11 protein-coding genes are annotated in these 12,462 nt (G+C 79.4%); 10 read left to right on the top strand and 1 reads right to left on the bottom strand.

All coding sequences use genetic code 11. The annotated features are described in order from the left end of the window. Window positions 1-48 precede the first annotated feature (48 nt). Together LQU92_RS01675 and LQU92_RS01670 are read left to right on the top strand one after the other, a co-directional pair. A complete protein-coding gene (locus LQU92_RS01675; RefSeq protein ID WP_230660202.1) occupies window positions 49-528 on the top strand; it encodes a DUF2243 domain-containing protein in 480 nt (159 codons plus the stop codon). A 2-nt stretch (window positions 529-530) separates the two neighbouring features. Then, window positions 531-1,328: a cytochrome c oxidase assembly protein gene (locus tag LQU92_RS01670; RefSeq protein ID WP_230660199.1), complete on the top strand. Its 798-nt coding sequence runs from the start codon at window positions 531-533 to the stop codon at window positions 1,326-1,328. Between the two features lie 24 nt (window positions 1,329-1,352). Here LQU92_RS01670 and LQU92_RS01665 read toward each other — a convergent pair whose 3' ends face one another. Beyond that, a complete protein-coding gene (locus tag LQU92_RS01665) occupies window positions 1,353-1,709 on the bottom strand; it encodes a hypothetical protein (protein WP_101852398.1) in 357 nt (118 codons plus the stop codon). A 156-nt stretch (window positions 1,710-1,865) separates the two neighbouring features. On the opposite strand from LQU92_RS01665, the gene LQU92_RS01660 reads away from it, so the two are divergent. From LQU92_RS01660 to LQU92_RS15085, 8 genes are all read left to right on the top strand, one after another. Beyond that, a complete protein-coding gene (locus tag LQU92_RS01660) occupies window positions 1,866-2,783 on the top strand; it encodes a polysaccharide pyruvyl transferase family protein (RefSeq protein WP_230660196.1) in 918 nt (305 codons plus the stop codon). Window positions 2,784-2,860: 77 nt separating this feature from the next. Then, window positions 2,861-4,498 carry a carbamoyltransferase C-terminal domain-containing protein gene (locus LQU92_RS01655; protein WP_230660193.1) on the top strand — a complete coding sequence of 546 codons (1,638 nt, stop codon included), beginning with the start codon at window positions 2,861-2,863 and terminating at the stop codon, window positions 4,496-4,498. After that, complete coding sequence (locus LQU92_RS01650) at window positions 4,495-6,159, top strand: HAD-IIIA family hydrolase (protein WP_230660190.1); 1,665 nt, start codon at window positions 4,495-4,497, stop codon at window positions 6,157-6,159. Before LQU92_RS01655 ends, LQU92_RS01650 begins: the two co-directional genes overlap by 4 nt. A gap of 2 nt (window positions 6,160-6,161) precedes the next feature. Continuing rightward, entirely contained in the window at window positions 6,162-7,244 is a 1,083-nt protein-coding gene (locus LQU92_RS01645) for a glycosyltransferase family 9 protein (protein WP_230660187.1), read from the top strand. Next, window positions 7,232-8,191, top strand: a complete 960-nt coding sequence (locus LQU92_RS01640) for a glycosyltransferase (protein WP_230660185.1) — start codon at window positions 7,232-7,234, stop codon at window positions 8,189-8,191. Before LQU92_RS01645 ends, LQU92_RS01640 begins: the two co-directional genes overlap by 13 nt. Next, on the top strand, window positions 8,188-10,035 hold the full coding sequence (locus tag LQU92_RS15185; RefSeq protein WP_230660182.1) for a glycosyltransferase: 1,848 nt from the start codon (window positions 8,188-8,190) through the stop codon (window positions 10,033-10,035). The genes LQU92_RS01640 and LQU92_RS15185 overlap by 4 nt, the downstream gene beginning before the upstream one ends. Further along, window positions 10,032-11,441, top strand: a complete 1,410-nt coding sequence (locus LQU92_RS01630) for a PfkB family carbohydrate kinase (RefSeq protein ID WP_230660179.1) — start codon at window positions 10,032-10,034, stop codon at window positions 11,439-11,441. Before LQU92_RS15185 ends, LQU92_RS01630 begins: the two co-directional genes overlap by 4 nt. Then, window positions 11,431-12,441 carry a glycosyltransferase family 9 protein gene (locus LQU92_RS15085; RefSeq protein ID WP_308071568.1) on the top strand — a complete coding sequence of 337 codons (1,011 nt, stop codon included), beginning with the start codon at window positions 11,431-11,433 and terminating at the stop codon, window positions 12,439-12,441. The genes LQU92_RS01630 and LQU92_RS15085 overlap by 11 nt, the downstream gene beginning before the upstream one ends. Window positions 12,442-12,462: the final 21 nt, after the last annotated feature.

The raw sequence follows: 12,462 nt of genomic DNA, 5'->3' as shown, positions 1-12,462 counted from the left end.
CGCCGCCGCGGGGACCGGACCCGGCGGCCCGACCCGGAGGAGACCCCCGTGACACCTGCCGACGCTCCGGCACCCGGGCCCCGCCGCACGGGGCCCGCGGAGCGCCGGACCGTGCTCTCCGGGGTCCTGTTCGGCTGCGGGATCGCCGCGTCGCTGATCGACCTGCTCGTCTTCCACCTGCTCCTGCAGTGGCACCACTTCTACGACCTGTCCACCACGGCGGTCGCCCTGGCCGCCGACGGCCTCTTCCACGCCGCCGGGTGGTTCCTCACCGTGTGGGGCCTGTTCCTGCTCGCCGACGTCCGCCGCCGCGCCGAGGTGCGCTGGGCCCGCTGGGTCGGGGCGGTGCTGGCCGGCGCGGGGCTCTTCCAGCTGGTCGACGGCGTGGTCCTGCACAAGGTGCTGCGGATCCACCAGATCCGCTACGACGTGGACCTGCTCGTCTACGACGCCACCTGGATCGGCTCCGCGGCCCTGGCGCTGCTGGCCGGGCTGGCCGTGCTGCGCGTCGCCCGCCCGGCCCGCTGAGCGTGGACCACGCCGGCCACGGGGCGGGGGCCGGGGCGTCCCCCTGGGTCCTGCACGACGGCGCCGTGCTGCTGCTCCTGCTCGCGGCCGCGGCCGGGTGGGCGCTCGCGCTGCGGGCGGCCCGGGACCGCGGCCCGTGGCCGGTGCACCGCACGGTGCTGTGGGCGGCCGGGCTGGTCGCCGCCGGCGCCGGGCTGGCCGGGCCGCTGGCCGCCGCCGCCCGCACCGGGTTCCCCGCCCACATGGGCGCGCACCTGCTCGCGGGCATGCTCGCCCCGCTGCTGCTGGTCCGGGCCGCCCCGGTCACCCTGGTGCTGCGGGCGCTGCCCGCCGGCCGGGCGCGGGCGCTGGTGCGCGTGCTGCGCACCCCGGCCGTGCGGGTGCTCACGCACCCGGTGGTCGCGGCGGCGCTGAACCTCGGCGGGCTGTGGCTGCTCTACACCACGGAGCTCTACCGGCTGATGCACGCCTCGGTGCCCGTCCACGCGCTGGTGCACGCCCACGTCGTGCTGGCCGGGTGCGTGCTCACCGCGTCGCTGGTGGGGGCGGACCCGGATCCGCACCGGGCGTCCCTGCGGGTGCGGGCGGCGGTGCTCGTGGTCTTCGTCGCGGCCCACTCCGTGCTCGCCAAGTGGCTGTGGGCGCACCCGCCGGCAGGGGTCGGGGCGGCCGAGGCGCGGACGGGGGCGCAGCTGATGTACTACGGCGGCGACGTCGTCGACGTCGCCCTGATGGTGCTCCTGCTCGCCGGCTGGTACCGGACCGCCCGGCCCCGCCCGGTGCCCGCCCGCCCGGGCTGAGGCACGCGCCCGGTGGGAGCGGCCTCAGGCCGCGACGCCGTCCCGGCCGCCGTCGGACCAGGGCCCGGCCGGCAGGAAGGGCTCGCCCGGCACGGGCAGCCCGAACGGCGCCGGGCGGGTCAGCAGGCGCACGGGGCCGCCGGGGCCCGGGCCGTCGTCCGGGTCGAGGCAGCGGCGCAGCCGCTCGAGCCCGCCGGGGTCCACGTGGTGGGCGCGGGTGAGGTCCACGTCGACCGCCGCCCCCGGCGCCAGGGCGCGGGCCCGCTCCACGAGCGGGGGCAGACCGGTGTGGTTGCGCTCGGTGAGGCAGCCCGTGACGAGGAGGTGGACGTAGCGGCCGTCCACGTCGACCTGCACGACGACGGAGAGCTTGTGGTCCATGGGGCGGGTCCTTCCGCGAGGTGCCCCGGGCCGCGGTCGGGCGGCGCACGGCGGCCGGTGCGGGACCGGTGCCTCCGAGGGTAGGCGCGCGCCGGCGCACCCGCCAGGGCCCGGCGGTGTCGTGACCGACCGTGACGGCACGATAGCGTCGGGGCCATGCGCATTCTCGTGGCCGGGTGGTCCAGTGTCCTGCACGGCGAGGCGACGGCGGGCGACGTCCTCGCGACCGAGGCGGTCGCCGGCGCCCTCGCCGCGACCGGGCTGCCCTTCGACACGGCCTGGAGCGCCGTGATGTGCCCGCCGGGCGGGCTGCGCCTGGACGACGCCCGCCCGGAGGACTACACCCACCTCGTCTTCGTCTGCGGCCCGGCCACGGGGACCCCCGTGGCGGAGCTGCACGAGCGCTTCGCCCACTGCGAGCGCCTCGCGGTGGGGGTCAGCGTGCTCGACCCCGCCGATCCGGCAACGGCCGGCTTCCACCGGGTGATCGCCCGCGACCGCCCCGGCGCGGGCGCCCACCGCGACCTGGCCGCCGGTCCCGAGCCGGCGCTCGTGCCCGTGCTGGGCGTCTACCTCACGGGCGGGCAGCGGGAGTACGGGACGCTGCGGCGCCACGACGCGGTGCGGGCCGGCCTCGAGCAGTGGCTCGGAGGCCTCGACGCGGCCCGCTTGCCCCTGGAGACCCGGCTGGACCCGCGCGACTGGCGGCTGCCGGCGACCCCGGCGCAGGCCGGGTCCGTGGCCGCCCGCTGCGACGCCGTGGTGAGCATGCGCCTGCACGGGCTGGTCCTGGCCCTGCGCGCCGGGGTGCCGGTGCTGGCGGTGGACCCGGTGGTCGGGGGCGGGAAGGTCACCGCCCAGGCCCGGGCCTGGGACTGGCCGGCCGTGGTCGGCGCGGAGGAGGCCGCCGGGGCCGGGGCGGGCGAGCACTTCGACGCGCTGCTGGACTGGTGCCTGTCCGGGCCCGGCCGCGCGGCCGCCGCCGAGCGCGCCGCCCTCGCCCCGGCCGGGGCCGGACAGCTCGCGCAGCTGCTGGCCGCCCTGGCCCCGGCCCCCGCGGTGCCCGGGCGCTGAGGGCCGCCGGACGCGCCGCCCCGGGATGCGCACCGGCAATGTCAGCCGCCTGATCACCGTGTGCCATACTCCGGATCATGAACTTCCTGGGCATCAACGCGATTTTTCATGACCCCGCGGCGGCGCTCGTCGTGGACGGCGAGGTGGTGGCGGCCGCGGAGGAGGAGCGCTTCTCGCGGCGCAAGCACGGCAAGCGGCCCGTGCCGTTCTCGGCCTGGGAGCTGCCGGAGCAGGCGATGCGCTGGTGCCTGGACGAGGCCGGGCTGACGCCGGCGGACCTCGACGCCGTGGGCTACTCCTTCGACCCCTCGATCGCGGCCGAGATCCCGGACGACCCCTACGACCCCGTGCGCGTGGACTACGCCCGCCGGGCCCCCGGCTTCCTCGCCGAGGCGCTGCCCGGGCTGGACCGGGAGAAGGTCCGGTTCGTGGAGCACCACGTCGCCCACGCGGCCTCGGCCGGGCTGGCCGCCCCCTCGCGCACCAGCTCCGTGCTGGTCGTCGACGGCCGCGGGGAGGCCCACTCCCACCTGGCCGGGCGCTACCGCGACGGGCAGCTGGAGGTCCTCCACCGCCAGGCCCTGCCCGAGTCCCTGGGCCTGCTCTACGAGTCCCTCACCGACCACCTCGGCTTCCTGCGCTCCTCCGACGAGTTCAAGGTCATGGCCCTGGCCTCCTACGGCGAACCGCGCTTCCTGCCCGAGCTGCGCGAGCTCGTGCGCGCCACCGGCGACGGCGGCTTCCGCGCCCAGGCCCCGGACTGGACCCGCTTCGCCCCGCGCCGGGTCGACGACGGCACCTGGGGCGGGGACCACGCCGACCTCGCCGCCTCCGTGCAGGCCGTCGTGGAGGAGGTCCTCGTGGACCTCGCCACCTGGCTGCACGGGCGGACCGGGGACCGGGTGCTGACGATGGCCGGCGGCACCGCCCTGAACTGCGTGGCCAACTCCCGCATCTGGCGCGAGACCCCCTTCGAGGAGGTCTGGGTCCAGCCGGCCTCCGGCGACTCCGGCACCGCCCTGGGCGCCGCCCTGCACCTGGCCCAGGAGGCCGGGGAGCTCGGCGCCCCGCAGCCCACCGCCGCCCTCGGGCGCAGCTGGTCCGGCGACGAGCTCGCCCGGTGGCTGACCACCGCCCAGGTGCCGTTCACCACGCCCGAGGACCTCGCCGGGGAGGTCGCCGACGTCCTGGCCGACAACGGCGTGGTCGCCTGGTTCGACGGCCGCAGCGAGTTCGGCCCCCGGGCCCTGGGCCGCCGGTCCCTGATCGCCAACCCGATGCACGCCGAGAACCTCGAGCGGCTCAACGACGTCAAGGGCCGCGAGCAGTTCCGGCCCGTGGCCCCCATGGTCCTCGCCGAGCGCGCCGAGGAGATCTTCAGCGGCGGGCCGATGCCCAGCCCGTTCATGCTCTTCGTCCACGACGTGGCCCCCGAGTGGCGGGAGCGGATCCCCACCGTCACCCACGTGGACGGCACCGCCCGCATCCAGACCGTCACGGACGAGGACAACGCCGGGATCGCGGCGCTGCTGCGGGCCTTCGACGAGCGCACCGGCGTGCCCGTCGTCGTCAACACCTCCCTGAACACCGCCGGCCGGCCCATGGTCGACGACCCCCGCGACGCCCTCGAGCTCTTCGGCTCCGCCCCGGTCGCCGCCCTCGTGCTCGGCCCGCACCTCGTGCGCCGCGCCGCGTTCTTCCAGGAGGCCCGATGACCGCGGCCGCCGGCGGCACCCCCGCACCCGCCTCCTACGCCGTCGTCATCCCCTCGGTCGGCCGGCCCACGCTGCAGTGGCTGCTGGACACCCTCTCCGCCCAGGACGTCGACGCCGCCCACCCCGGTCCGCTGGAGGTCGTCGTCGTCGACGACCGGCCCGGGGACGTGGCACCGCTGACCCCGACCGTTCCGGAGACCGTCGCCTGGAGCGTGCGCACCGTGCGCGGCCACGGCCGCGGTCCCGCCGCCGCCCGCAACCGCGGCTGGCGCGCCGCCCGCCGCTCGGGCGCCGAGTGGATCGCCTTCCTCGACGACGACGTCGAGCTGCCCGCCGGCTGGGCCCGGGCGCTCGCCGAGGACCTCGCCGCGTGCGGGCCCCGGGTCGGGGCGACCCAGGGCCGGATCGACGTCCCGCTGCCGGGCACCCGCCGGCCCACCGACTGGGAGCGCAACACCGCCTCCCTCGAGCGCGCCGACTGGGCCACCGCCGACATGGCCTACCGGGTCGCCGCCCTCGAGGCGGTCGACGGCTTCGACGAGCGCTTCCCGCGCGCCTACCGGGAGGACGCCGACCTCGCCCTGCGCGTGCGCCGGGCCGGCTGGCAGCTCGTGCGCGGCCAGCGGCGGATCACCCACCCCGTGCGCCCGGCCGACGACCTCGTGTCCCTGCGCGTGCAGGCCGGCAACGCGGACGACGCCCTCATGCGCCGGCTGCACGGGCCGGACTGGCGCACCGCCGCCCAGGCGCCCCCCGGGGGCTTCCGGTGGCACGTCGCGACCGTCGCCGCCCTGGGCACGGCCGCGGCCGGGGCCGGCACGGCCCTCGCCGCCGCGGCCGCGGGCCGGCGGGGCGCGGTGCGCCCGGCCCTGACGGCCGCCGCGGCCGGCGCGGCCGCGTGGGGGTGGCTCACCGGCCGGTTCCTGCTGCTGCGCACCGCGCCCGGGCCCCGCCCCGGGGACGACGGGTTCCTGCCCGAGCTCTCGCGCATGGCGCGCACGAGCGCGGCGATCCCGCCGGCCGCCGTGCGCCACCGGGTCACCGGCTGGTGGCGCCACCGCCGCACCGGGCCGTGGCCCGTGCCGGTGCGCGCGGTGCTCTTCGACCGGGACGGCACGCTCGTCCACGACGTGCCCTACAACGGCGACCCGGAGCTCGTGGCGCTCGTGCCCGGGGCCCGGGAGGCCGTGGCCGCCGCCCGCGCCGCCGGGTGCCGGGTCGGGGTGGTCTCCAACCAGTCCGGGATCGGCCGGGGCCTGCTCACCCGCGCCCAGGTCGACGCCGTCAACGCCCGCGTCGCCGAGCTGCTGGGCCCCTTCGACACCTGGCAGGTCTGCTCCCACGCCCCGGAGGACCGGTGCGCGTGCCGCAAGCCCGCCCCCGGCATGGTCCGCGCCGCCGCCGCCGAGCTGGGCGTGGACCCCGCCGAGTGCGTGCTGATCGGCGACATCGGCGCCGACGTCGAGGCGGCCCGGGCCGCCGGCGCCCGCTCCGTGCTGGTGCCCACCCCGGTCACCCGCCCCGAGGAGGTCGCCGCCGCCCCCGAGGTCGCCGCGACCCTGACCGAGGCCGTGGCCGCCGCCCTGGGCGGGCCCGCCCCCGGTGCGCACGGCGCGCCCGCGCCGGACCTCGAGGTCCCCGCCCCGGCGGGCCGGGGCTGAGCGTGGGCCGCATCCTCGCCGTCCGCCTCGACTCGGACGGGGACGTCCTGCTGACCGGCCCCGCGGTGCGGGCCCTGGCCCGCCTCGGCCCGGTGGACCTGCTGGCCTCCCCGGCCGGGGCCGCCGCGGCCCGGCTGCTGCCGGACGTGGCCGAGGTGCTGGTCCACGCCGCGCCGTGGTCCGGCTTCCGCCCGCCGGCCGTGGACCGGGAGGCCACCCTCGCGCTCGTCGACGAGCTCGCCGGGCGCGGCTACGACCTCGCCATGGTGTTCACCTCCTACCACCAGTCCCCGCTGCCGATGGCCCTGCTCGCCCGCCTGGCCGGCATCGCCCGGGTCGTGGGCACGAGCGAGGACTACCCCGGGTCGCTGCTCGACGTCCGCCACCGCCGGGCCGACCCGCCCGGCGGCGGCCACGAGGTGGAGGCCGCCGTGGAGCTGGCCGTCGCCGCCGGCGCCCCCGCACCGGACGGGCCCGGGCTGCGCCTGGCCGTGCGCCGACCGCTGCCGGACCCGCCGGCCGAGGTCGCCGCCCTGGACGGGGACTTCGTGGTCCTGCACCCGGGGGCCTCCGTGCCCTCGCGCGGGCTGGCTCCCGGCCACGCCGGATCCCTGGCGGCGGGACTGGCCGCCGCCGGCCACGCCGTCGTCGTCACCGGCGGGCCGGGGGAGCGCGAGCTCGCCGCCGCGACCGCGGCCGCCGCCCGCGCCGCCGCCCCCGGCGCGACCGTGCTCGACCTCGCCGGGCGCACCGACCTGCCCGGCCTGGCCGCGGTGCTGGACGCCGCCCGGTGCACCGTCGTCGGCAACACCGGCCCCGCCCACCTGGCCGCGGCCGTGGGCACCCCGGTCGTCTCCCTCTTCTCCCCGGTGGTCCCGCCCGAGCGGTGGGCGCCCTGGGGCGTGCCCGTGGTCCTGCTCGGGGACCAGCAGGCCCCCTGCCGGGACTCCCGCGCCCGGGACTGCCCGGTCCCCGGCCACCCCTGCCTGTCCGGGGTCGGCCCCGCCGCCGTGGTCGCAGCCGTCGAGCGGCTGGCCGGTCACCCCGCCCCCGACCCCGAAGGAGGACGCGCGTGCGCATCCTGATCTGGCACGTCCACGGCTCCTGGACCACCTCGTTCGTCCACGGGCCCCACGACTACCTCCTGCCCGTGCTCCCGGACCGCGGCCCCGACGGCCGCGGCCGCGCGCAGACCTGGGACTGGCCCGCCGCCGCCCGCGAGCTGACCCCCGAGCAGCTGGCCGGGGATGCCTTCGACGCGGTCGTGCTCCAGCGCCCGCACGAGGCCGGGCTGCTCGAGCGCTGGACCGGCCGCCGCCCCGGGCGCGACGTGCCGGCCGTCTACGTCGAGCACGACACCCCGCGCGGGCCGGCCGCGACCACCCGCCACCCCATGGCCGAGCGCACGGACGTGCCCGTCGTGCACGTCACCCACTTCAACCGCATGATGTGGGACAACGGCGAGGCCCCCACCGAGGTCGTCGAGCACGGCGTGCTCGACCCCGGCCACCTCTACACGGGGGAGCGCGACAGCCTCGCCGTGGTCGTCAACGAGCCCGTGCGCCGGTCCCGGATCGCCGGCACCGACCTCGTCGTCGACCTGGGTCGGCAGCTGCCGGTCGAGGTCTACGGCATGGGCATGGCCGAGCTCGCGGCCGCCGCCCCGCACCTGGCCGGGGGCCTGCACGAGAACTACCCCCAGCACCGGCTGCACGCGGCCCTGGGCGCCCACCGGGCCTACTTCCACCCCTACCGGTGGACGAGCCTGGGCCTGGCGCTGCTCGAGGCCATGACCCTGGGGATGCCGGTGCTCGGGCTCGCCACGACCGAGGCCCCCCGGGCGGTCCCGCCGGAGGCGGGGCTGCTCTCCAACGACCCCCGGGCCCTCGCCGCGCAGGCGCGGGCCTGGCTGGCCGATCCCGCCGCGGCGGCCGCCGCGGGCAGCGCCGCCCGCGAGCACGCCCTGGCACACTACGGTACGGACCGCTTCCACGCGGACTGGGACCGCATCCTGGAGAAGGTGACAGCATGAGAATCGCAATGGTCTCCGAGCACGCCAGCCCCCTGGCCGCGCTCGGCGGGGTCGACGCCGGGGGGCAGAACGTCTACGTCGCCGCCCTGGCCGAGGGCCTGGCCCGCCGCGGTCACGACGTCAGCGTCTACACCCGCCGCGACGACCCGGCCCTGCCCGAGGTCGTCGAGCAGGCCCCCGGCGTGCGCGTCGTGCACGTGCCCGCCGGGCCCGCCGGGCCGCTGCCCAAGGACGAGCTCGCCCCCTACATGGACGAGTTCGGCCGCTGGCTCGCCCGCGACTGGGCCCGCACCGGCGCCCCCGACCTCGTCCACGCCCACTTCTGGATGTCCGGGCTGGCCGCCCGCCGGGCCGCCGAGGCCCACCGGATCCCCGTGGTGCAGACCTTCCACGCCCTCGGGGCCGTCAAGCGCCGCCACCAGGGCGCCGCCGACACCAGCCCCGCCGGGCGCCTCGCCGCCGAGCACGGGCTGATCACCGGCGCCGACCTCGTCCTGGCCACGTGCCGCGACGAGCGCGCCGAGCTGCTCGCCCTCGGCGGGGACCCCTCCCGCATCGACGTCGTCCCCTGCGGGGTCGACCTCGGGGCCTTCGCCCCCGCCCCGCCGCGCCCGGCCGGGGCTCGCAAGCGGATCCTGGCCCTGGGCCGGCTGGTCGAGCGCAAGGGCGTCGACGTCGCCGTGCGCGCGCTCGCCGAGCTGCCCGGCGCCGAGCTCGTGGTCGCCGGCGGACCCGACCGCGCCGAGCTCGACCGGGACCCCGAGGCCCTGCGCCTGCGGGCCCTGGCCCGGGAGCTCGGGGTGGCCGACCGGGTGGAGCTGCTCGGCCGGGTGGACCACCGGGACACCGCCGAGCTGCTGGCCGGGGCCGACGTGGTCGCCTGCCTGCCCTGGTACGAGCCCTTCGGGATGGTCCCGCTCGAGGCCATGGCCTGCGCCCGGCCCGTGGTCGGCTCCGCGGTCGGCGGACTGCTGGACAGCGTCGAGGACGGGGTCACGGGCCTGCTCGTGCCGCCGCGCGACCCCGCCGGGGCCGCGACCGCCCTGCGCGCCCTGCTCGAGGACCCGCAGCGGGCCGCCCGCATGGGCCGGGCCGGCCGCGAGCGCGTCGAGCGGCGCTTCGGCTGGGGGCGGGTCGCCGAGCAGACCGAGCGCTCCTACGAGCGGGCGCTCGGGCGCCACCGCCGGGAGCACCCGCCGCTGCGCGAGCGCACCGAGGCGTGGCTGGGCGCCCACCTCGACGAGCTCGCCGTGGCCGCCCGCGACGCCGCCCAGCACGCCGGGACGGTCGACCGGTGGGGCGCCCGCCTGGCCGGGCTGCTCGGCGCGGGCGGGCGCGTCCTGGCCGCCGGCAACGGCGGCTCCGCCGCCGAGGCCCAGCACTTCACCGCCGAGCTCGTGGGCCGCTTCGTCGAGGAGCGCCGGGCCCTGGCCGCCGTGTGCCTGTCCGCCGAGACCTCGAGCCTCACCGCGATCGTCAACGACTACGGCGCCGAGGAGCTCTTCGCCCGCCAGGTCGCCGCCCACGGCCGGCCCGGGGACGTGCTCGTGCTGCTGTCCACCTCCGGGCGCAGCCCCAACGTGCTCGCCGCCGCCGAGCGGGCCCGCGAGCACGGCCTGACCGTCTGGGCCCTCACCGGCCCGGGCCCCAATCCGCTGACCGAGCTCGCCGACGAGGCGCTGACCGTGGCCGCCCCGTCCACCTCGGTGATCCAGGAGGTCCACCTGATGCTGCTGCACGCCGTGTGCGCCGCCGTCGACGCCCGGCTGGTCCCGCCCGCCCCGGCCCCCGAGGAGCAGGAGGCCCCCGCACCGCGGACGGCCCTGCGGGCGGGGGTGGCATGAGCACCGCCCGCATCGTCGTGGTCGGCGACGCCCTGCTCGACCGGGACGTCACCGGCACCTCCACCCGTCTGAGCCCCGACGCGCCCGTGCCCGTCGTGGACGTCGAGGCCGTCTTCGCCAGTCCCGGCGGGGCCGGGCTCGCGGCCCTGCTGTGCGCCGAGCCGCCGGCCGTGGGCTCCGTGCCCGCGCGGGCGCAGGTGACCCTGCTCGCCCCCGTCGCCGCGGACGCCGCCGGGGCCGAGCTGGCCGCCGCCCTCGGCGAGGTCGCCCTCGAGCGGCTGGGCCACGAGGGCGGGACCCGCACCAAGACCCGCATCCGCAGCTCCGGCCAGACCCTCGTGCGCGTGGACGAGGGCGGGCCCGGCACCCCCGTGGGCGTCACCGCCGAGGCCGTCGCCCGCGTCCTGGCCGGCGCCGACGCCGTGCTCGTCTCCGACTACGGGGGCGGGGTCACCCGGGACCCGGCCGTGCGCCGGGCGCTGACCGACCACGCCCGCACCGGCACGGTCGTGTGGGACCCGCACCCGCGCGGCGGCGAGCCCGTGCCCGGGTGCGCGCTCGTGACCCCCAACGCCGCCGAGGCCGCGGCCGCCGCCGAGCGCCCCGGCGCCGGCCCGCGCGAGCTCGCGCCCGTGCTGCGCGAGCGCTGGGCGGCCCGCGCGGTCGCCGTCACGGCCGGGCCCCGGGGCGCCGTGCTGGCCACCGCCGCCGGCACCGAGCACGTCCCCGCCGCCCCCGTGCGCGACACCGACCCGTGCGGGGCGGGTGACCGCTTCGCCTCGGCCGCGGCCCTGGCCCTGGGCGGGGGCGCCGACGTCACCGCAGCGGTCTCGACCGCCGTGGAGGCCGCCGGGCAGTGGGTCGCCGACGGCGGGGCCGCGACCTTCCGCACCCGCCGTGCGGCCGGCACCGGCGCGCGGCCGGAGCTGCCCCCCGGCGCCGCGGCGCTGCCGCGCGAGGTCCAGGACCTGCTCGTGGAGGTCCGCGGACGCGGCGGGACGGTGGTGGCCACCGGCGGGTGCTTCGACGTGCTCCACGCCGGGCACATCGCCTCCCTCGACGCCGCCCGGCGCCTGGGCGACGCCCTCGTGGTGCTGCTGAACTCCGACGGGTCCGTGCGCCGGCTCAAGGGGCCCGGACGCCCCGTGGTCGGCCAGGAGGACCGCGCGCGCGTGCTCGCGGCCCTGCGCAGCGTCGACGCCGTGGTCGTCTTCGACGAGGACGACCCCCGCGCCGCGCTCAACGTCCTGCGCCCGGACGTGTGGGTCAAGGGCGGGGACTACACCCCCGAGCAGCTGCCCGAGGCCGCCGACGTCCGGGGCTGGGGCGGGCAGGTCAGCGTCCTGCCCTATCTCTCCGGGCGCTCGACGACCGCGATCCTCCAGCGGGCCGGCCGTGAGGGCTGAGCCCGACGGCCTCGGTCCCGGCGACGTCCTGGTCCTGCGCGCCCTCGGCCTCGGCGACGCCCTCACCGGGGTGGCCCCGCTGCGCGGGGTGCGCCGGATGCTGCCCGGCCACCGGCTCGTGCTCGCCGCCCCGGAGGCGATCGGCACGTGGCTGGCCGGGCTCGGCGTGGTCGACGCCGTCCTGCCCACGACCGGGCTGGAGCCCCTGCCGCCGCTGCCCGGCGGGCACGTGGCCGTCAACCTCCACGGGCGCGGGCCCCGCAGCCACGAGCTGCTGCAGGCCGGCAACCCCCGGCGCCTCGTCGCCTTCGCCGCGGACGGCCACGACGGGCCCGCCTGGCGCGCCGACGAGCACGAGGTGCACCGGTGGTGCCGGCTGGTCGGCGCCGCGGGGGGCCGGTGCGGCCCGGAGGACCTCCGGCTGCGCGCCCCCGTCCCGGCGCCCGCGCACGCGCCCGTGGTGATCCACCCCGGGGCGGCCTCGGCCGCCCGCCGCTGGCCGGCCGGGCGCTGGCGCCGCGTCGCCGCGGAGCTCACCGCCGGGGGCCGCACCGTGGTGGTCACCGGCTCCGCCGCCGAGGCCCCCCTGGCCGCGGCCGTCGCCGAGGGCCTGGCCGGGGTCCACGACCGCTGCGGGGACCTGTCCCTCGAGCAGCTGACCGCCACGGTCGGATCGGCCGCCGCGGTGCTCAGCGCCGACACCGGCGTGGCGCACCTGGCCACCGCCCTGGCGGTGCCCTCCGTGGTCCTGTTCGGCCCGACCCCGCCCGCCTGGTGGGGCCCGGCGGTGGACCCCGGCCTGCACACCGTGCTGTGGCACGGCGACCCGCACGCCGGGTCCTGGGGCGACCCGCACGCGGACGTGCTCGACGAGCGCCTCGCCGCGGTGACCGCCGACGAGGTGCTCGCCGCCGCCCGCGCCCTGCTCGAGCGCACCGGTCCGGACCGCCCCGGCCCGGACCACCCCGCCCCCGTGGGCCCGGCCGCCGCGCGGGCCTGACCGGCCCGGTCCTGCGCCCGG

The organism is Kocuria sp. LUK, assembly GCF_021012935.1.
Taxonomy (GTDB): domain Bacteria; phylum Actinomycetota; class Actinomycetes; order Actinomycetales; family Micrococcaceae; genus Kocuria; species Kocuria flava.
The sequence above is the reverse complement of the archived record's forward strand: the minus strand, read 5'-3'. Positions and strand labels throughout refer to the sequence as shown.

What these genes read in the sequence shown, in the direction of transcription:
- LQU92_RS01665 (WP_101852398.1), bottom strand. Translation starts at nt 1,709, where the DNA reads ATGGACCACAAGCTCTCCGTCGTCGTGCAGGTCGACGTGGACGGCCGC.
- LQU92_RS01660 (WP_230660196.1), top strand. Translation starts at nt 1,866, where the DNA reads ATGCGCATTCTCGTGGCCGGGTGGTCCAGTGTCCTGCACGGCGAGGCG.
- LQU92_RS01655 (WP_230660193.1), top strand. Translation starts at nt 2,861, where the DNA reads ATGAACTTCCTGGGCATCAACGCGATTTTTCATGACCCCGCGGCGGCG.
- LQU92_RS01650 (WP_230660190.1), top strand. Translation starts at nt 4,495, where the DNA reads ATGACCGCGGCCGCCGGCGGCACCCCCGCACCCGCCTCCTACGCCGTC.
- LQU92_RS15185 (WP_230660182.1), top strand. Translation starts at nt 8,188, where the DNA reads ATGAGAATCGCAATGGTCTCCGAGCACGCCAGCCCCCTGGCCGCGCTC.
- LQU92_RS01630 (WP_230660179.1), top strand. Translation starts at nt 10,032, where the DNA reads ATGAGCACCGCCCGCATCGTCGTGGTCGGCGACGCCCTGCTCGACCGG.